Source organism: Oceanobacillus piezotolerans, assembly GCF_003665065.1.
Classification (GTDB): domain Bacteria; phylum Bacillota; class Bacilli; order Bacillales; family Amphibacillaceae; genus Oceanobacillus; species Oceanobacillus piezotolerans.
Genome location: NZ_RCHR01000004.1, coordinates 161,412 through 180,824, shown reverse-complemented (window position 1 = coordinate 180,824; position 19,413 = coordinate 161,412). Strand labels below are relative to the sequence as shown.

The window sequence follows — 19,413 nt, the reverse complement described above, 5'->3', positions numbered from 1 at the left end:
TATCTCCTACGGCTCAGTCCAGTCCGTACGTCGCTAAACGGGCGCTTGCGCCTTTGTTTATTAATTATATAAAAATATTCAGAAGATGTCCACTATACAGGGACAGTCATATTGATGGAATATATGCAAAATCCTACGATGAAGGTAATGATTTGAGAGGAAGGTGGAGAACGTGTCAAAAGTAAAAGCGGCTATTTTAGGGTCTGGAAATATCGGGACAGACCTGATGTATAAAATTTTAAAGAATGATGGAGCGATGGAAATAGCCTTAGTGGCTGGTATTGATCCTGAATCAGAAGGCTTACAAAGAGCAAAAGAAGCTGGAATTGCAGCAAGCCATGAAGGAATAAAGGGAATTTTAGCTGATCCAGATATAAAAATTGTTTTTGATGCAACGAGTGCAAAAGCGCATGTTCAAGCTGCTGAACAATTAAGGGAAGCAGGGAAAATGGCTATTGATTTAACCCCTGCAGCAGTAGGACCCTATTTGGTACCACCTGTTAATTTAATGGATCATATTGAAGCGAAAAACGTAAATATGGTTTCTTGTGCGGGGCAAGCAACCACACCATTGGTGTATGCCGTTTCACGAGTTGTTCCAGTTCACTATGCGGAGATGATTGCAACAGTGGCTAGTCGTGCTATTGGTCCTGGAACAAGACAGAATGTGGATGAGTTTACGAGAACAACAGCAAACTCACTTATCCAAGTAGGAGGCGCAACAAAAGCAAGAGCCATCCCTGTATTTAACCCAGCTGAACCACCAATTATCATGACGAATACAGTTTATGCTGCAATTACGGAAAAGGATTTTGACTTTGATGCGGTTAAGAAATCGATTGCCGATATGATCCAAGATGTTTCTGAATATGTGCCAGGTTATCGTTTGAAAGGGGAACCCATTGTGGATTATCGTGATACCCCATGGGGACGTTTACCAGTAGTTGTCATTATGAATGAGGTCGAAGGTGCTGGAGACTTTTTCCCTACTTATGCTGGAAATTTGGATATTATGACTGCATCGGCAAGAAGAGTTGGGGAACTTTATGCCAATCATTTCTTACAAAAAGAGGAGGTGCAGCAATGAAGATTCCTAGACTAACAGACACAACATTAAGAGATGGCTCGCACGCTATTAGTTATAGTTTCACAGCAGAACAAGTAAGAGAGATTGTACGTGGTTTGGATAAGGCGGGTGTTCCGGTAATTGAAGTTAGCCATGGAGCAGGTTTAAATGGTTCTACGATTCAACAGGGATTTTCTAAAACCCCAGAAGTTGAACTGATTAAAGCTGCTGTTGAAACAGCGGAGCATGCTAAAATTGCTTCATTATTTGTACCAGGAATTGGGACGAGTGAGGAATTAAAGGAAGCAGTAGAAATTGGAATTAAAGTGATTCGAGTTGCTGTTCATTGTACAGAAGCAGATGTAACCGAGCAGTATATTCGTTTAGCGAAAGAGTTAGGTATTGAGGCTGTTGGATTCTTAATGATGTCCCATACACAACCAGCAGAAGTACTCGTAGAACAAGCAAAATTAATGGAATCCTATGGAGCAGATTGTGTATATGTAGTTGATTCTGCTGGAGCTCTTGTGCCACAAGGGGTAAGGGAAAGAGTTTCCGCTCTTAAGAAGGCTTTATCTATCGAAGTCGGTTTCCATGCTCATAATAATTTAGGTTTAGCCGTGGGTAATACGATTGCGGCATTAGAAGCTGGAGCAGACCAGCTAGATGGAACAGTAAGGGCATTAGGTGCTGGTGCAGGTAATGCTCCAACAGAAGTAATCGTGGCTGCATTAAATAAGATGAACATCGATACAGGAATAAGTTTATCTATATTAATGGATTTAGCAGAAGAAGTGGTTGCTCCGATTATTCCAGCTCCAATTGTGATTGACCGTGATAACTTGTCTAGCGGATACGCAGGTGTATACAACAGTTTCTTATTGCATGTAAGACATGCAGCGAAACAATTTCACTTAAATCCAACTGAAATTATGGAAGAGCTAGGCAGGCGTCAAGCGATTGCTGGTCAAGAGGATTGGATTTTAGATATAGCCCTTGAACTAGCAAAAGAAAAAAAGTATCAGGTTATAAAGTAAGAAGGAGGGGCGTATATGAGCGTACTAGAAGCAGCAACAAGGTTACTTCAAGCGGAAGAGTCTAAAGTGGTTATCCCACCGTTAACAGAAACATATCCAGGAATGACTGTAGAAGAAGCCTACTATACGCAATTAGAGCTTGTTCGTCATAAGGTTAATGAAGGTGCAATTATAGTTGGAAAGAAGATTGGAGCAACGAGTAAAGCAATACAAAATATGTTTGGTGTCGAACAACCAGATTACGGACATTTATTAGACTACATGATGTATGTTGATGGAGATGAAATTGAATTAAAAAATTTTATTCAGCCCAAGGTAGAATTTGAGATTGCTTTTAAGTTAAAGAAAGATTTGAAAGGACCAAATATTACAGTAATGGATGTTTTGGAGGCCACAGATTATATCGCCCCAGCAATAGAGATAATTGATAGTAGAATTCAAGATTGGCAAATCAATTTTGAAGATACCGTAGCAGATAATGGATCTTCAGCAGCAGCTGTTATTGGTGGCACGCCAACTAAATTGGACGGTATAGATTTAACTCATATTGGTATGGTTGCTTATAAAAATGGCGATATGATCGATTCTGGTGCTGGAGCTGCAGTCTTAGGGAATCCTTTACGTTCCGTAGCTTGGCTGGCAAACTCGCTAAGTAAATATGATGTTTATCTAAAAGCTGGGGAAGTAGTGTTATCTGGTGCATTAACAAGCGCAGTAGAAATAGAGGAGCATGACACATTTACAGCAGAGTTTGACCATATTGGTTCTATTAGTGTGACGTTCAAGTAATAGTAAACGAGGTGAAATCATGATTAAAACAGATGTAGCGGAGATTATTGCAAAAGAGTTATTACAGGCAGAAAAGAGTAGAACCGCAGTTAACCAGTTTGTGGAAAAATATCCAGAATTAAATGAGGAATTAGCATATCAAGTTCAAGAAAGATTAGTAGAGATGAAGGAAAAAGAAGAGAATACAAAGCGAGTTGGCTGGAAATTAGGTTTAACAAGTAAGGCAAAACAAGAGATGATGGGGGTTCATGAGCCTTCTTATGGCGTTTTATTAGAAAGCATGCAAGTAAATGAAGGAGAACCAATCTCGATTGCTCCTTTTATCCATGCCAAAGCAGAACCTGAGATTGCTTTTATATTAAATAAGGAGTTAATCGGTCCCCATGTAAGCGTAGCAGATGTACTAGATACTACACAGTTCGTGGCTCCTGCTATTGAAATTATTGATAGTAGATTTTATGGGTATAAATTTACTCTAGCAGATGCGGTAAGTGATAATTCCTCATCTTCCAGATTTATTATTGGGGAGCGTTTTTACAGTCCTAAAGATGTGGATTTAAAACGGATGGGATTTGTCTATAGACAGAATGGCGAAGTTGTTGCAACCGGTGCCGGAGCGGCTGTAATGGGACATCCGGCAAGAGCCATTGCTTGGCTTGCAAATAAACTTTATAGAGTTGGTAAGAGTTTGAAACCGGGTGAAGTAATTTTAAGTGGTTCTCTATCAGCTGCTATAGAAATCTCACCGAAAGACCAATTTACTGCTAGTTTTGATGGAATCGGTTCCGTTAGTGCCATCTTTACAGAATAAAATAAATGTACAGGGGTGAAAAATATGCCATTTATCCAAGTGAATATTTTAGAAGGTAGAACACCAGAAACAAAAGAGCGTTTTATTCGTGAAGTAACAGATTTGGCTTCAGAAGTTTTTGATGCACCTAAAGAAAGCGTTCGCGTCATGATTAATGAAATGCCACCAGAACATTGGGGGATTGCTGGGGAATCAGTGAAAAAACGGAGGGGAAAATAACATGACAAGTGTAAAAACTGATGTAAAAGAAATCGGCCTATATATTAATGGAGAATATGTGCCAGCTAGTAATAAGAACACATTTGATGTAATGAATCCAGCCACACAAGAACTTATTGCACGTGTTAGTGAAGCAACAGAAGAGGATGTGGACCGTGCATGTAGAGTCGCAAGAGATGCATTTGAAAATGGACCTTGGAGAAGGATGACTGTACAGGAACGTGCTGCCAAACTGAGAAAAATGGCAGATATCATTTTAGAAAGAAAAGAAGAAATTGCGCGTTACGATGCAATGGATGTAGGTAAACCCTACGAAGCAACTGTAGGTCATGAGGTGGCACGTGCAGCACATAATATTCGGTTCTTTGCAGACTTTGTGGAAAAACAAGGTGGAGAAACCTATCCAATGGGGGAAGAATATATCAACTACACAAGATATGAACCAGTAGGTGTTGCTGCATTAATTACACCATGGAATGTTCCATTTATGTTAACCACGTGGAAACTAGGACCTTGTCTTGCAGGAGGGAATACAGCTGTTATTAAACCAGCTGAAAATACGCCTTTATCAGTTTCCTTACTTGGTGAAATTGCGAAAGAGGCGGGAATTCCTGATGGAGTGGTAAACGTTGTTCAAGGTCAAGGCAGTGTTGTAGGGAATGCACTGTCAACACATCCAGAAGTGGACTTAATTTCTTTCACAGGTTCGACGGCTACCGGTAAAAGAATTCTAAAGAGCGGTGCAGACACATTGAAAAAAGTATCTTTTGAATTGGGTGGGAAAGCAGCAAACATTATATTTGAAGATGCTGACCTTGAAAAGGCTGTTCCGGGCTCCATTCGTGCAGCGTTCATGAACTCTGGCCAAGTTTGTCTTGCTGGTTCTAGAATTCTTGTGCAACGATCTATCTTTAATGAGTTCCTTGAGAAATTTAAGGAAGCTGCTATGGCACTAAAAGTGGGAGATCCACAGGAAAAAGGGACAGATATGGGGCCATTAGTAAGTGAGGATCACTATAATAAAGTAACAAGCTATCTAGAGATTGCGAAAGAGGAAGGGGCAGAGCTTGTTTGCGGTGGTAAACGTCCAGAACTTCCTGAGTATTTATATAAAGGTTTCTATCTTGAACCCACGGTATACATCAGTAATAATCCAAAATCACGAATCTGTCAGGAAGAAATTTTTGGACCGGTGGTGACACTGATTCCATTTGATACAGAAGAAGAGGCACTTCAAATTGCAAATGATACGGACTATGGATTAAATGGAGTTGTCTGGACCGAGAATCTGCAAAGAGCACATCGTATTTCCCATCATGTTCGAGCGGGTACTATTTGGGTGAACTGCTGGTTTGTTCGCGATCTTCGTGCACCGTTTGGCGGGTTTAAAAAGAGTGGTATAGGAAGAGAAGGCGGACATCATAGTATGGAATTCTTTACAGAAGCGAAAAATATTTGTATCGCCTTGAAATAATATAGAAGCAATTCTCCTAAATATATTAGGTGGATTGCTTCTTTTATGAGTTCCGTTCCTTTAAAGTGTCTGAAGGCGAAAAAGAATCATGATTAGGATTCCCTTTGAATAAGATAAGATAGCATACACTGAAAGAAATCCGTTCCACTTGAGGGGGAACTAATTTGAAGCAAATTCTAATAAAATATGGACTAGTTATGGCAGGAGGGGCTATTCAAGGACTTGGAATGGGGCTGTTTTTATTTCCTCATTCCATTCCTTCAGGTGGTGCTGGCGGCATAACGGTATTGTTAAATCATTGGTTTAATATTGGAATGGGACAAGCACTTTGGATTGTAAATTTTACATTGCTGTTTGTAGGTATCCATTATTTGGGTAAAAGGTTTGCCATTTGGACGGTTATTGCCATAACCATGACATCACTTTCTGTTGTTTTTTTTGAACAATTCTCTATTCCAAACAGAAATTTATTATACGATCTTATTTTTGGCTCTGTGTTTTTAGGAACTGGAATAGGATTACTATTGCGCCAAGGTGTTTCTAATGGTGGAATTGGAGTTGTAGCCCTGATTATTTCCACTCGAAGAAAGATTCTGCCTGGACGGCCTTTATTTCTGATAAATATTATTATCTTTATGTTCACAGCAGTTATTGTTGACTGGAAATTAATATTTCTTGCCCTTATTAGTCAATGGATTTCTACCGTAGTGGTTGATTTAGTTTGCCAGGTATCCTTTCAACAATCCTATAGCCTTAACTGGAGGAAGAAACCATAAACAATCATTACAGATACTTGTATTGAATTCCCTTTTTCTTATGTTTTTTTCCATCTTTTCCTTTTACATGCAGTAATAATAATACGAGGAGACCAACAAGAAATGTTAAAGATGCAATCGATAAAAACATTCCGGTTCTTGACCAGTCCATTAAACGAGTAAATATAGGTGGACCTAATGCTACACCAATAAAGCGGACAGACCCATACAAAGAGGAAACGAAACCTCTGCGTTCCTTGCTTACAGAACCAGTGATTAAACTATTCACACATGGTAAAACAAGCCCTGCACCTACACTGCTTAAAGCCAGGACAATCAAAAAAGGAATCAGTTTTTCGAATAAAACTAGAGAACTATACGATATGGTCATAAATGCCAATCCGATTAAAGACAACCTTTTCATTTTCTCTAAGTTCTTTCCTATTCTACTTCCAGTAATATAAGAAGTAGTTACCATGACTAATAATGGAATAGCGAGAATGAGACCTTTAGGCACACCATTTATGTTATATTTTGTCTCTAGTACGTCTGACAAGTAAAAGAGAATTCCAAAGAGGGTAAAGAGACAGACTCCTCCAGCTAAATAGACAGTAAATAGCCATCTCCCTTCATGTTTAAAGACACTTAAGAGGCCCTTTACATATTTCCGAAATGGTGGAGGTGCTTGACGGTTGTCTTTTTCTTTCACAAAAATCCAAACCAAGATTACAGAAATAAGACTAATGATCGGAAATGAAAAGAAAGCAGCATACCAAACAATTAACGCGAGTAAAGAACCAAGGATAGGGGATAATACTTTCCCCAACCCATTAGAAGCTTCGAAAATCCCAAGAACTCTGCTTTGTTCCCCTCCTTTAAATAAGTCTCCAATCAACGCCATCGCAATGGGAGCTGTACCAGCAGCACCAATTCCCTGCAAAATCCTTCCAATAATAATCCAAACATAAGAGTTGGAGAAAAATGCAGCACCTAATCCAGCGAGTAATGCTCCAGCACCAAATAATAATAAAGAAGGAATGATGACTATCTTACGTGAAAAACGGTCAGAAAGGTAGCCTACAATTGGGATGAAAATAGCAGCTGCTATAGAAAATACCGTAATCGTCATACTTACTTGAAATTGGGAAAGATCTAGAGAAGATTTCATCTTTGGCAAAATGGGAATTAACATAGAATTTCCCAGTGTCATCATAAGCGGGATGGACCCAATTGCAGCAATAATCATCCCTTTGTTTTTCTTTTTCACAGCTGTACACTCCTCTCTATTTTACGTTAATAGGTGGTGAAACAATCCAGCCTTTTTGTTTTGCTATATCTAATAATTTTTGTTCATATTCTTCTCTTTGGGATTGAAACTCACTAAATAGAGACCGAATATCCCCATGAATAGAAAGGCCATTAATATAGCTGCAAAGCACTCTCCCTGTCATTAACTCCTTCTGAACAAGCACAAATATTTCTGGGTCATTAAAGCGTGCACCTGCCGGAATATCTTCTACATTCACATTTGGCCTATCGGGTGGAGCGGGAGGCAAACGAATACCTGCCTCTTTTAAAATAGCCTCGACTTGCTGTTCCTCCTGAGTGAAGCAGCTCTCCATCAGATCTTCTAATAATGTTCTTAAATCATGGTCACCGGTGTGGTTAATAAGCACTTGCATGGTCACTAAAATCCCTTTTATTTGAAACAAATAAGACCAAAGATGATAAACCTCACCAGAATGAAAAGGTTCCTCTTGTTGTTGTTTTTGATTTAAATTGCCCATAAAATCCCTCCTTATTGCCTGTTTAGTTTTCCTGATAAACAAGAGTTTATTCCAAAATAAATAACAAATTAATCTAGGACAGGAACCTGAGCTTCATTCATACATAGGCTAACATCAGGGGTAAAAACAAACCAACAGGGAGGATTACAACATGTATAAGAAACTTGGATTACTTCTTGCACTATTCATGACAGTCGTTTTTGTCACTGGTTGCAATATGAATAGTAGTGCTGTTTCATCTGATTCTCAGGAGGAGAAAGTTATCACAATTGGATATCAGAAAAATGGACCATTAGTCATCTTGAAATCGCTTGGTACGTTGGATGAACGAATGGAATCGCTGGGCTATTCTGTAGAATGGAAAGAATTTCAGGCTGGTCCATTATTAGTGGAAGCATTGAACGCAGGAAGCATTGATTTTGGCAGGACAGGGAATACACCACCAATATTTGCTCAAGCAGCGGATACGCCTTTTACTTATGTGGGAGTCGGGTTCTCGAAATATGAAGGGAGCGGCATCCTGGTTCCAAACGATTCGGATATAAAGGAATTAAAAGACTTAAAAAATAAGACGGTAGGTTTTTCAAAAGGATCCAGTTCTCATTATTTAATTGTGAAAGCCTTGGAGAAAGCTGGTCTTCACTATACGGATATTGAACCTGCATTTCTCACTCCGGGTGATGCAAGAGTTGCATTTGAACAAGGTACGATTGATGCCATGGCAGTGTGGGATCCATTTACAGCTTCCACAGAGCTGCATTCAGATGGGAAACTGCTTGTCAGCGGCGAAGGATTAACGACAGACAGGGATTTCTTTGTTGCGACAATTGATTTTGCAGAGAACCATCCTGATATGGTAGACATTATTTTGGAAGAAATTGAAAATTCTTCAGACTGGGCTAATTCACATCATGAGGAACTCGTCGACATGTTAAGCCCGATACTAAATATTGACGAAGCCTCGATTGAAAAATCAGTGAAACGACGTGTTTATGGGATAGAAGAGATAACGGAAGAGATTATAAACGAACAACAGGAAATTGCTGATGTATTTTACCAATTGGAAATCATACCGAAAGAACTGGATGTAAAGGAAGTCATGTTAGAAAAATAGGAAAGAGGTACTTCATATGAAATGGAGCGTAAAGGGAAAAGGTTCACTTGAAACATTGTTGCCATGGTTTATCCCTCTCTTACTAATCATTGGATGGCAAATCCTTTCCTGGACAGGGGCCATACCTGAAAGAATACTGCCTGCCCCATCACAGATTGTGGAAGCTGCTGTCGGACTGATGGTTACTGGGGAACTATATGATCATATTTCCATTAGTTTAAGCAGAGCGTTAGTAGGGTTTTTAATTGGGGGTGTCATTGGGTTTCTATTCGGCCTCTTTAACGGAATTTTTCGCTTTGCTGACCTGTTTTTTGATACATCGATTCAAATGTTGCGTAATATTCCACATTTAGCATTGATTCCCCTTGTCATATTATGGTTTGGAATTGGAGAAACATCCAAAATTTTTCTAGTAGCGCTAGGGGTTTTATTTCCTGTCTATATCAACACATATCATGGGATTAAATCAGTTGAAAAGAACTTAATTGAAATGGGTAAAGCCTATGGATTGAAAGGTAAAGCATTATTTTGGCATGTGATTTTACCTGGTGCGATGTCATCTATATTAGTGGGAATTCGATTTTCATTAGGAGTTATGTGGTTGACACTCATTGTTGCAGAAACGATTTCTGCACAGTCGGGCATCGGCTATATGGCAATGAATGCGAGAGAATTTATGCAAATGGATGTCATTGTATTAAGTATTGTTATTTATGCACTGTTTGGGAAGCTGTCTGATGTAATAGCCAGGTATTTTGAGAGAAAGTTATTAAAATGGAATAGTTAGTTAAGGTTGATTGGTATGAAATCACTGGAACAGAAACAGGAGATGTAAAGGAGGAAATTAAATGAGAGCGGTAGGAGGGAAAGGGATCAACGTTCATATTAAAGCGGTTAAGAAGAGCTATGACGCTCGAAATGTGTTGAACGGGTTAGATCTAAAAATTAAAGAGGGTGAATTTGTCTCCATAGTTGGGAAAAGCGGATGCGGTAAGAGTACACTTCTTAGACTAATTGCCGGATTGGAAGGATGCGATGGAGGGGAAATTAATCTTAATGAGACTCAGTTAGAAGGATTGAATGATCAAGCGAGAATGATGTTTCAAGATGGCCGACTTCTTCCATGGAAGCGTGTGTTAGAGAATGTCTGCTTAGGCTTGCCTGCCAATTCAAAGCAAAAGGCGATGGAAGCACTTACTCAAGTTGGATTAAAAGATCGTGTTCAAGATTTTCCTTCTAAACTCTCTGGTGGACAAAAACAACGGGTCGCATTGGCGAGGGCATTGGTTCATGATCCCTCTCTATTACTATTGGATGAACCACTAGGAGCACTTGATGCACTTACTCGTTTAGAGATGCAGGGATTAATCGAATCATTATGGAAGCAGCGCAAATTTACAGCGATTCTCGTGACACATGATGTGGAGGAGGCGGTAGCAATTTCTGATCGCGTCGTATTAATTGACCACGGGAAAATATATTTAAACCAGCCCATCCCGTTGCCAAGACCTCGTCAGCGTACCAATCCGGCTTTTTCCATGTATGTGGAAGAAATATTAGACCGTATCATGAACCGTAAGAGCAAGAAAAATTACAGCATGATTTTAAACCAGGAAACACAATCATTTCTTGATTCCATAAATAATTAAGGCTACTCCAAGAAAAATCCAAAAGAATTTTCCAAATGACAATTTATCAGAGAGGCCCACCAGTCCAATGGTTGTGGTTAGGATAAGGATCAAAGGTCCAAAAAAGGCAAGAGAACTGTTAATAATGAGTGCTTTGTCCACTTCATTAAATTTAATCATTAAATAAGCGGCGAATATTTCAACTGTTCCTGAAAGCAATCGTAATAGGGCCATACCAATCACAGCTTTTTCTAAAAGAGTAAACATATTTTTTCCCCCTGTAACGAACGTGTACTGCTGACATTATATGCACGGCTTGTCCATTTAAGGACGATAAAATGTGAAAACTGATTAGTTAAAGAAGACATCAAAGAAAAGTTCAACTTTGGGCTAGCGGAGACACACGACTAAGGAAATCTACTTCGCTTTCACGGCCCAAGTTTTCCCCTAGGACAAGGATTGTTTAAGTAAGAATTCAATAAGCATACGTATATTTTATATATTCTAGCCTCTTGTTTTACGACACTCGAATGCAAATTTAACGACTAGGATTAGAGGATTTATAAAAGTATGGAAAAGATTCATTCCATGTCTAAAGAGGAGGTGAATCAGAGAACATGTTTACCACTATGACAATCTATACTTAGCCAATGTCATCGATTTCTTAATATCTTCCATCCTGTCTCCGCTTTAACCTTCCAACAATCAAGATTAATACTGTCAATCCAATTAAGAATGGCAGCTCGGACTGATGCTGCATTTCGAATAATTCGATGAATCGTCTATCTTTTAACATCATCTCACCTGCAGTCCATGCGAGCAGGGCAGAACCAACATAAATGATAATTGGATATTTTTGTATTAGCTTTAAGATAAGTTCGCTAGCGGTCAGGATGATGGGAATACTAAGGATTATGCCAGCTATAACTAGAAGCAAATCACTGTCTGCAATGGCAGCGATGGCTAGCACGTTATCCAGGCTCATAATAACATCTGCGAAAATGATAATGGTGACCGCCTCTTGAAGGGAATCACCGCTCTTAATGTTATCTGCTTCATGCTTGTCCACAAGTAATTTGTAAGCCACAATTAGAAGCAAAACACCACCAATCAACTGAATAAAGGGCATTTGCAAAAGATGGATCATAAGAAAAACAAATAAAATCCGTAATCCAATGGCCCCGAAAGTTCCCCATTTAATAGCTCTTGCCTGTAAATGCTCAGGCAGATTTCTGCTTGCCATCGCAATGACAATGGCATTATCGCCACTTAGAAGGATATTAATGAGCAATATCTGCAGCATGTGTTCAATAAGTTCCAAGAAAGATTTCCTCCCTGTTTTATTATTTCCTTGCACCCGAGTTTCAAGGTAGATACGGAATAGAATAGTAAAGTGTTAGAAATGGAGGAGAACTTGTCCAAGCCCCTTAGTTTCCAAACAAGAATAATTACTCACTTCGACTGACATCTAAGTTCCCTGGCTTTCCTTTTGACGTCTTGTAACGATTCATCAACTCTCTTTTTATTTTTATGAGTATCGTGGAACTTAAAGAACTGTTATTTTTTTAGGGTTTTTGTCGTTACTTACTATCGGAAGAATATCTATAGAAAGGGTACCTCGCTAGAATGGCAAGAGAGGCTAGATTTTGCTGGAGTTATAATATGGTGCTTAAAGTGTAACAAACTTTACACCATTCTTAGGTTATTTTTGAAGGAGGTGAAACTTTAATGGAGGGTATCCCGTAATCAATAAGAGAAACTAGAAAAGTGAGGGACTACTTATGAGTGATAGAGTATTGGAACACCGTTTATCACCAGCTTTTCCGAAAGTACGAATGATTTCTGAGAGTATTACGAATATGGTGGGATTTGTGGTGCTTGGGATATTGTTTTGGCTCGATTTTTATTTTGCATGGCCAACATGGGCCTTTTGGATTTTAATTGGTTTAGTCTTGTTTAATATTGTTGGTACTATTTACTCGCTTATTGAACCTTTCTATTTTTATCAAAGCTGGAGCTATCAATTTAATGAGGAGTATCTTCAGCTATGTTATGGAATCTTAAGAAAAGAGTGGGTTATTGTTCCGATGACGAAAATCCAATCGGTTACAACCACACAGGGACCAATAATGAAAACATATCATATGCGTTCCATCAAAGTAGAAACAATGGGTTCATCTCATACTATCCCTGCCTTAGAAGAAGAGGTTGCACTTAGCTTAAGACAAACGTTAGCGAAGTATGCCAAGCTGAAGGAAGTGGACGAGGCATGAGATATCATCCATTGACAATGGTATTTCAAATCTATCAATTAGTTAAAAATAGCTTCTTAATTGCCCTCTTTTTGTTTGTTATCAAAAGGGATTCGGCTTTCTGGCTGTTCGAGTATGGAAGATATGTTTTTGTGATAGCTATGTTACTAAGCTTAGTATATATTGTTGTATCCTGGATTGTTGAAAAATATGAATGGAAAGATCAGACGTTTTACATATACAAAGGCATTTTTGTGAAACATACCAGCATTATCCCGTTTTCGAAAGTACAAAACGTGACGAAGAAAACGACTTTTTTTCATAAGGTTATTGGGCTTACTTCATTAACGTTGGAAACGGCCATGGATGGAAATGATGATGCGATACGATTCCCGGTCTTATCTAAGGAAAAAGCGGATTACTTAGTCGAATTGGTGCAATCAGGCGATCATCCCCAAAATATAGAGGAAGTATCCTCAGAAACGGCGGAGAGTACACAGCAAAAACAGGAGGCTGCAGATCGCGTAATTCATTTTACTCCCAGCAGAAATGACTTATGGAGAGCCAGTTTTACATCTCTGAGTTTCTTGGCAATTATCCCTATTGTGTTAGGCTTGATAGAAAATATAGGGCCACTATTGCCAGATACAGATTTATTTGAAGGAATTTTTCAAGTGTTACTTGACAATAAGGGGCTGCTGGTTGGAGTAATTGTTTTAACGGCTATGCTTGCTGCTGGATTTGGTGTAGTGAGGACGTTTATTCGTTATGGGAAATATGAGATTTCTTCCAATTCTACGCATATCTTTATAGATCGAGGAGTATTAGATGAAAGTTCCTTCATGATCGAGAAGGAAAAAATACAAGGTCTTGAAATGCATCAAACGTGGCTTAAGCGGATATTTGGCTTAGTGGAAGTCAAGTTAATTAGCTCGGCCAATACAGATAATAAAGATGGATCCGTAAGTGTTAATTCTCTTTATCCATTTCTACCTCTTAACAAGGCATATCAACTAATAGAAGAAGTTCTGCCAATCTATCAGTTAAACAATGAGTTACAAAGGTTGCCAAAACAAGCATTATGGTTGAAATTATGCAGACCAAGCTGGATATGGATTTTAGCTACGATTGGTTTAGGGATTTTCAAGCCAAATTTTCTCCAAATACAGCAGGCTTGGTGGATATTAAGCCTTGTTATCTTATTTGTAATTATATTACATCGTATTCTTGATTATATGCATACGAGATACGCTGTGACCTCTGATCAAGTGCAATGGTGGCATGGCGGATTAACGAGTCGTATGTTTATTACAAAAAGGAAAAAAGTGATTGAATTAACTTATTCACAAACGCGATTGCAAAAGTACTTCCAGGTTGCCTCGATTACAACGGTGAACCGATCTAATCCTCCCCATATGGAAACGTTGGATGATATTCCTGTAGAATATGGGCAAGCAATTGAAAATTGGTATCTTAAACGTCAAGAGGATGTTCTGCTCGAGAAAAATCTTTGAATTAGTAACTATAAAGGTTTGTATATTAAAAGCAGGACATATAAAACCTTTAACTAGGCATCCATGATACAGTGGATGTCTTTTAGTGTATGCCCTAAATTTAAAATTGGAGAATTGGTGCTGTTTTTACGCTTACTATGGATTATTAAAGCCGTTTTTTCTAAGTAACGATTCTAAATTGTAACCAAAATATCCTAGGCGAATATACTTAACATAGCTAACTGAAAGGGGAAGGAGGAAAGGTTTTAACGATAATTAAACAGTGTAGGTGAAAGCTAATGCAGGTTAATATATATCAAGGAAGGACACCTTCTCCGGAAACTGCAGATATTACGATTGTAATTGATGTAATAAGAGCGTTTACGGTAGCCCATTATGCCTTTTTACAAGGTGCTTACCGTATATTTCTTGCAGAGACAGTAGAACAGGCATTACTAATAAAAGAGAAACATCCAGAATATTTACTGGCAGGGGAAGTTGGCGGTTTGCCGATAGAAGGATTTGATTTAGATAACTCACCGTATCATATTAAGGGTGAAAATCTTAAAGGAAAGACACTTGTTCAAATGACTACTAATGGAGTCCGAGCAACATTAAACAACTTATCATCTGAACAAGTGTTTGTCACTGGTTTTTCAAATGCAAAACAAACAGCTACTTTTATAAAAGATAACGCAAAAGAAAAATCAAAAGTAAATATTATCGCCTCACATCCTTCTGGAGACGATGACCTTGCTTGTGCAGAATATATAAACAGTATATTGAAAGGATCAGACACCGTTACAATAGATGAAATCATAAAAAGAATACAAGACTCTTCTGTGGCTCAAAAGTTTTTTGATAGGAATGAACCTAATTTTAAAGAAGAAGATATCTTGTTATGTACAAAGGAACTCCATTCTGATTTTGTAATGAAAGTAAATAAGTTAAGTAGGTTTCCGATGATTGAGAGGGTTAACTTATGATAGAATCAGGACTAATTTTACCCGAAAGGGCCGTGAAGCCAAGAGAAAGTGGCTTAACCATATTAATTGACAATGGTGCACCATTGAACTTATTTTTAGACACCATCCATAGTTCAAGTGTGTATATTGATTTTGTGAAGTTTGGTTGGGGTACTTCCCTAATCACTCCTTTACTGGAACATAAAATAGAGGCTTTAATTGAACATGACATTGATTTCTTTTTTGGTGGTACGCTCTTTGAAAAATATTTAAGCCAAGGCAAGACAGAGGACTACTTTAACTTTTGTCAAAGATTTCACTGCAGCTATGTGGAAATCTCTAATGGTACCGTTACAATCCCCAACAGGGAAAAGGCGAAGTATATTAAAGACTTTTCGAGAGAATTTTTTGTTTTCAGTGAAGTAGGCAATAAGGACAATTTTAAAGCTGATAATCAGGAATCTTCCGAATGGGTAGAAGATATCCATGAAGATCTTGAGGCTGGAGCAAGCAAGGTGATTACTGAAGCGAGAGAGAGTGGTACCAGCGGCATATGCATGGCAAATGGAGATATTAGAAATGATATATTTGAAGAAATTATAGAATCAGGCATTTCAATTGATAAGCTTATTTTTGAAGCTCCCAATAAAAAGATGCAAACTTTCTTTATTAGATCAATTGGGTCGAATGTGAATCTAGCGAATATAGCTTTTTCAGATGTTATTTCATTGGAATCACTTCGTTTAGGATTACGTTCGGACACGTTTAACATATAAACAAACTTAAGGAGAGAGAAGATTATGAGAGAAACAAATAAAGTGTTCCATTTAGCAATTCCATGTAAGGACCTAGATGAAACCGTTGATTTTTATGAAAAACTTGGGTGTAAACTAGCCAGAAGGTATGATGACAGAGTCACATTTGACTTTTTTGGTGATCAGGTTGTTTGCCACTTAAGCCCTGATAATATAGACGATGAACCAAAAATGTATCCTCGACATTATGGCGTTACCTTCCTAGATAAGGATGAATATAATCAAGCTTTGGAATTCGCCATCAGTAAGGATCTTCCTTTTTTTGGTAAGCCAATGGTCCGATTTAAAAACAGAAAGGAGGAGCATTTGACATTTTTCTTAATCGATCCAGCAAATAATCTATTGGAATTTAAGTATTATCATGATAATAGTATGGTTTACTAAATAATAAATGGAGTGGTAAGCTTCTTTTTCTAATAAAACTGATCAAAGCATTTTGGGAGTTTATTAAATGCTTTGATCAGTTTCTTATTGGAGAACAGAGAAAGTGAAAAGCACTTCATCGATGCCATGAAGAGCAAAGTAGAGCGAATAGCCCAGCGAAAAACGCTTCATTGATAAACAAATACTCCCATTTTTGATTCTAGATATCTAATTATTATTCACTGGGATCATACTCATCATAAGCAAGCCTTGTAATAGTAGTGGATTCACCTTTATCAATTTCAGATTTCGTAGCCTTTTCTCCAAAGGAATCCTCAGGAACCACACCTGGCGCTACAACTGCCTTTTCAGCTTGGAACTTTCTTCCCTTTTTATCCATATAGTATCTCTCCGTTTCTGTTACATATTATTCACGTGCTTGATGTAATTAAGTTAAAACAGGACCAAAGTTAAGCCTTAGATTATCCAACAAAATGATTTTTAATCATAATTTGGTAACCTGAATGGTGTTACAGTACTTTCTTAAAAACTTGGAATTTAAATCCTAAAATAGGAGAATTTATATAAGAAGTCACATGGAGGTTAGGTCAAAAGAATACTCTATATAAAGGGAGGACATACGTTGGCAATAGATAAAATAGCGGGAATCGGTGATGAAATTTCTTTCAAGTCCGGAATAAAAGGCGTTGTAGAAAAGATTTATAAAAATTCGGTGATTGTTTCGGTTACTGAAAATAATACTGACCTAGAGTTTGAAGGAGATAAAACAGTCGTCGGACATAAGAACTACGATATTCTCTGATTGGTTATATAAAAAGGCTTAATTAAAATTTTAGTAATAGTAAAAGCAAAAGAGGTCTGAATGTAAAGGTATAATCAATGTAATTGGAGGAACTTTCTACACATTGCAGTTGCACCTACTTTCCTAAATTTAATTAATTTTAGAAAGACAGTAAAACGGAAAAAGACTATAAGTAACTTGGGAGGATTTAAAGCCATGTCACAGAAAAGGAAAAGCGGCCCAGATCAAGGACTAAAGAGAAATATTGATGATGAAGATAAACAAATAAGAAAAGATGAAAAAACGATACAATCTGAAAAAATGCGTTACAAAAATGCAGATAGAATTTATGAATAATACCTGTTAAGTAAAACAGTACTCTGGTTCGGGAGTACTGTTTTTTGAATGAAACGATGCTGCCCCATTACCTTTTTAAACTAGAAATTTTGAAATTGAATTTGTTTGTTCACATAAAAGATAAGAACCAAGGGGGAGTTTCCCCCCCATGAGCTTATTAGGTGAACCACCTGCTTCTAATATGAGCTAAATCATATGTAAGGCCTGACTTTAGCGGTGCTGATCAAGCAGAATTTGATTTCCATCTGGGTCTTCAACTAATAGATGTGCGGGTCCTTCACTTGACTCATCTGCTTCTGCTATTAATTTTACTCCCTTTTCCTTTAGCTCCTTTTGAATGTCGCGAATGTCAGTAAATGATTCGACATTTTCTGCGCTTTCATTCCAACCTGGATTAAAGGTTAAAATATTCTTCTCAAACATGCCCTGGAAAAGTCCGATAATACATCCTTCGTTCTTCATAATAAGCCAGTTTTGACTAATATCCCCACCGAATTCTTGAAAACCAAGTTTTTCGTAAAAAGCTTTTGATGCATGAATGTCTTTCACATTTAAGCTTACAGAAAATGCACCTAATTTCATTTTTCTATCCCCTCCACATTCATTTCTTTCAGTATATAAGAGGACTATAAAATAGACAAAGATTAGTAAGAACCGAGTAATAGTTTAGAAAGAGTTAATCAAGGGAAAGCGTTAACTAGAAAACATTTATCATAAGATCATCATTTAACAAAATTAAAATAAACTTTAAAAGGAGTGGGATGATTGCAGGAAAAATACTTAGAACAAATGAAGAATGGAAAGGGATTTATCGCTGCTCTTGACCAAAGTGGCGGAAGCACTCCAAAGGCACTGAAAGCTTATGGTGTATCTGAAGATCAATATGGAAATGAAGCGGAGATGTTTGATCTTGTTCATGAGATGAGAACCCGTATAATCACCTCCCCAGCCTTTGATTCGGAGCATATCATTGGTGCTATTCTATTCGAACAAACGATGGATCGGCAGGTTGAAGGGAGATACACGGGTGAATATCTAGCAGAGGAAAAAGGAATTGTACCTTTTCTTAAAGTAGATAAAGGGCTCGCTGAACTTTCGAATGGGGTTCAGAAAATGAAACCAATTGATAATCTCAATGAAACCCTGAACAGAGCCAAAGAGCGTGGAATGTTTGGAACAAAAATGCGTTCAGTGATTAAGGAAGCGAACATGGATGGAATCCAAGAAGTAGTGGATCAGCAGTTTGAAATTGCAGAAAAGATTATCAATAAAGGACTTGTCCCAATCATTGAACCAGAAGTAGATATCCATAGTACAGACAAAGAACAATCAGAAATTATATTAAAACAAGAAATTAAAAAACACTTGGACCAATTAAGTAAAGTCGACCTTGTTATGTTAAAACTGACGATTCCAGACCGTGCCAACCAATATAAAGAACTAACGGAACACCCAAATGTAGTTCGAGTTGTCGCTTTATCTGGTGGATATTCCAGAGAAGAAGCCAATGCAAAACTGAAAGAAAATGATGGTTTAATTGCAAGTTTTTCCAGAGCATTAAGTGAAGATCTCAATATCAATCAATCAGATGAGGAATTTAATACAGCATTACAAGAAGCGGTGGAATCAATTTATGATGCATCTGTAAATAAAAATATTTAATAAATAAAGGTGTCAGCTCCTTAT

General features: G+C 37.8%; 24 protein-coding genes. 18 read left to right on the top strand and 6 right to left on the bottom strand.

From position 1 onward, the window contains the following. Positions 1–172: 172 nt before the first annotated feature. From D8M04_RS12540 to D8M04_RS12510, 7 genes are all read left to right on the top strand, one after another. Positions 173–1,087: an acetaldehyde dehydrogenase (acetylating) gene (locus tag D8M04_RS12540; RefSeq protein WP_121523494.1), complete on the top strand. Its 915-nt coding sequence runs from the start codon at positions 173–175 to the stop codon at positions 1,085–1,087. Beyond that, the gene (dmpG, locus tag D8M04_RS12535) at positions 1,084–2,103 is read left to right on the top strand and encodes a 4-hydroxy-2-oxovalerate aldolase (protein WP_121523492.1); all 1,020 of its coding nucleotides are present in this window, start codon (positions 1,084–1,086) and stop codon (positions 2,101–2,103) included. The genes D8M04_RS12540 and dmpG overlap by 4 nt, the downstream gene beginning before the upstream one ends. A gap of 15 nt (positions 2,104–2,118) precedes the next feature. Then, positions 2,119–2,892, top strand: a complete 774-nt coding sequence (locus tag D8M04_RS12530; protein WP_121523490.1) for a 2-keto-4-pentenoate hydratase — start codon at positions 2,119–2,121, stop codon at positions 2,890–2,892. 19 nt (positions 2,893–2,911) lie between these two features. Continuing rightward, a complete protein-coding gene (locus D8M04_RS12525) occupies positions 2,912–3,703 on the top strand; it encodes a 2-keto-4-pentenoate hydratase (RefSeq protein WP_121523488.1) in 792 nt (263 codons plus the stop codon). 24 nt (positions 3,704–3,727) lie between these two features. Continuing rightward, entirely contained in the window at positions 3,728–3,922 is a 195-nt protein-coding gene (locus D8M04_RS12520; RefSeq protein WP_121523486.1) for a 2-hydroxymuconate tautomerase, read from the top strand. Between the two features lies 1 nt (position 3,923). Then, a complete protein-coding gene (locus tag D8M04_RS12515; protein ID WP_121523484.1) occupies positions 3,924–5,396 on the top strand; it encodes an aldehyde dehydrogenase in 1,473 nt (490 codons plus the stop codon). 164 nt (positions 5,397–5,560) lie between these two features. Next, a complete protein-coding gene (locus tag D8M04_RS12510; protein WP_246001235.1) occupies positions 5,561–6,172 on the top strand; it encodes a YitT family protein in 612 nt (203 codons plus the stop codon). A gap of 7 nt (positions 6,173–6,179) precedes the next feature. Here the strand turns inward: D8M04_RS12510 and D8M04_RS12505 are convergent, their stop codons facing one another. Together D8M04_RS12505 and D8M04_RS12500 are read right to left on the bottom strand one after the other, a co-directional pair. After that, positions 6,180–7,397 carry an MFS transporter gene (locus tag D8M04_RS12505; RefSeq protein WP_121523943.1) on the bottom strand — a complete coding sequence of 406 codons (1,218 nt, stop codon included), beginning with the start codon at positions 7,395–7,397 and terminating at the stop codon, positions 6,180–6,182. A gap of 37 nt (positions 7,398–7,434) precedes the next feature. After that, positions 7,435–7,938 carry a DUF3231 family protein gene (locus tag D8M04_RS12500; protein WP_121523482.1) on the bottom strand — a complete coding sequence of 168 codons (504 nt, stop codon included), beginning with the start codon at positions 7,936–7,938 and terminating at the stop codon, positions 7,435–7,437. Positions 7,939–8,089: 151 nt separating this feature from the next. Here D8M04_RS12500 and D8M04_RS12495 point away from each other — a divergent pair, with 151 nt between their 5' ends. The 3 genes from D8M04_RS12495 (at position 8,090) to D8M04_RS12485 (ending at position 10,701) form a co-directional block, all read left to right on the top strand. Beyond that, positions 8,090–9,052, top strand: a complete 963-nt coding sequence (locus tag D8M04_RS12495; protein ID WP_246001234.1) for a sulfonate ABC transporter substrate-binding protein — start codon at positions 8,090–8,092, stop codon at positions 9,050–9,052. A 16-nt stretch (positions 9,053–9,068) separates the two neighbouring features. Further along, on the top strand, positions 9,069–9,839 hold the full coding sequence (locus D8M04_RS12490; protein WP_121523480.1) for an ABC transporter permease subunit: 771 nt from the start codon (positions 9,069–9,071) through the stop codon (positions 9,837–9,839). A 61-nt stretch (positions 9,840–9,900) separates the two neighbouring features. After that, positions 9,901–10,701, top strand: a complete 801-nt coding sequence (locus D8M04_RS12485; protein WP_121523478.1) for an ATP-binding cassette domain-containing protein — start codon at positions 9,901–9,903, stop codon at positions 10,699–10,701. Here D8M04_RS12485 and D8M04_RS12480 read toward each other — a convergent pair. Continuing rightward, complete coding sequence (locus tag D8M04_RS12480) at positions 10,675–10,947, bottom strand: YqhV family protein (RefSeq protein ID WP_121523476.1); 273 nt, start codon at positions 10,945–10,947, stop codon at positions 10,675–10,677. The two genes, D8M04_RS12485 and D8M04_RS12480, sit on opposite strands and share 27 nt — an antisense overlap. A 397-nt stretch (positions 10,948–11,344) precedes the next feature. After that, the gene (locus D8M04_RS12475; RefSeq protein WP_121523474.1) at positions 11,345–12,001 is read right to left on the bottom strand and encodes a TerC family protein; all 657 of its coding nucleotides are present in this window, start codon (positions 11,999–12,001) and stop codon (positions 11,345–11,347) included. A gap of 460 nt (positions 12,002–12,461) precedes the next feature. On the opposite strand from D8M04_RS12475, the gene D8M04_RS12470 reads away from it, so the two are divergent. The 5 genes from D8M04_RS12470 (at position 12,462) to D8M04_RS12450 (ending at position 16,589) form a co-directional block, all read left to right on the top strand. Continuing rightward, a complete protein-coding gene (locus D8M04_RS12470; protein ID WP_121523472.1) occupies positions 12,462–12,953 on the top strand; it encodes a PH domain-containing protein in 492 nt (163 codons plus the stop codon). Continuing rightward, positions 12,950–14,446, top strand: coding sequence for a PH domain-containing protein (locus D8M04_RS12465; protein ID WP_121523470.1), 1,497 nt, complete (start codon positions 12,950–12,952; stop codon positions 14,444–14,446). Before D8M04_RS12470 ends, D8M04_RS12465 begins: the two co-directional genes overlap by 4 nt. Before the next feature lie 278 nt (positions 14,447–14,724). Beyond that, positions 14,725–15,411, top strand: a complete 687-nt coding sequence (locus D8M04_RS12460; RefSeq protein WP_121523468.1) for a 2-phosphosulfolactate phosphatase — start codon at positions 14,725–14,727, stop codon at positions 15,409–15,411. Continuing rightward, the gene (locus D8M04_RS12455; protein ID WP_121523466.1) at positions 15,408–16,166 is read left to right on the top strand and encodes a phosphosulfolactate synthase; all 759 of its coding nucleotides are present in this window, start codon (positions 15,408–15,410) and stop codon (positions 16,164–16,166) included. Before D8M04_RS12460 ends, D8M04_RS12455 begins: the two co-directional genes overlap by 4 nt. A gap of 24 nt (positions 16,167–16,190) precedes the next feature. Continuing rightward, positions 16,191–16,589 carry a VOC family protein gene (locus D8M04_RS12450; RefSeq protein ID WP_121523464.1) on the top strand — a complete coding sequence of 133 codons (399 nt, stop codon included), beginning with the start codon at positions 16,191–16,193 and terminating at the stop codon, positions 16,587–16,589. 214 nt (positions 16,590–16,803) lie between these two features. Here D8M04_RS12450 and D8M04_RS20025 read toward each other — a convergent pair whose 3' ends face one another. After that, entirely contained in the window at positions 16,804–16,968 is a 165-nt protein-coding gene (locus D8M04_RS20025) for a hypothetical protein (RefSeq protein ID WP_158595124.1), read from the bottom strand. 243 nt (positions 16,969–17,211) lie between these two features. Here D8M04_RS20025 and D8M04_RS12445 point away from each other — a divergent pair, with 243 nt between their 5' ends. Together D8M04_RS12445 and D8M04_RS20020 are read left to right on the top strand one after the other, a co-directional pair. Then, positions 17,212–17,391, top strand: coding sequence for a DUF2187 family protein (locus D8M04_RS12445; RefSeq protein ID WP_121523462.1), 180 nt, complete (start codon positions 17,212–17,214; stop codon positions 17,389–17,391). A 195-nt stretch (positions 17,392–17,586) separates the two neighbouring features. Continuing rightward, the gene (locus D8M04_RS20020) at positions 17,587–17,727 is read left to right on the top strand and encodes a hypothetical protein (protein WP_158595123.1); all 141 of its coding nucleotides are present in this window, start codon (positions 17,587–17,589) and stop codon (positions 17,725–17,727) included. A gap of 210 nt (positions 17,728–17,937) precedes the next feature. Here the strand turns inward: D8M04_RS20020 and D8M04_RS12440 are convergent, their stop codons facing one another. Next, positions 17,938–18,309 (bottom strand): VOC family protein, encoded by a 372-nt coding sequence (locus D8M04_RS12440; RefSeq protein WP_121523461.1) that lies wholly within the window; start codon positions 18,307–18,309, stop codon positions 17,938–17,940. Between the two features lie 183 nt (positions 18,310–18,492). Here D8M04_RS12440 and D8M04_RS12435 point away from each other — a divergent pair, with 183 nt between their 5' ends. Next, a complete protein-coding gene (locus tag D8M04_RS12435) occupies positions 18,493–19,389 on the top strand; it encodes a fructose bisphosphate aldolase (protein ID WP_121523459.1) in 897 nt (298 codons plus the stop codon). The last annotated feature ends 24 nt before the right edge of the window (positions 19,390–19,413 follow it).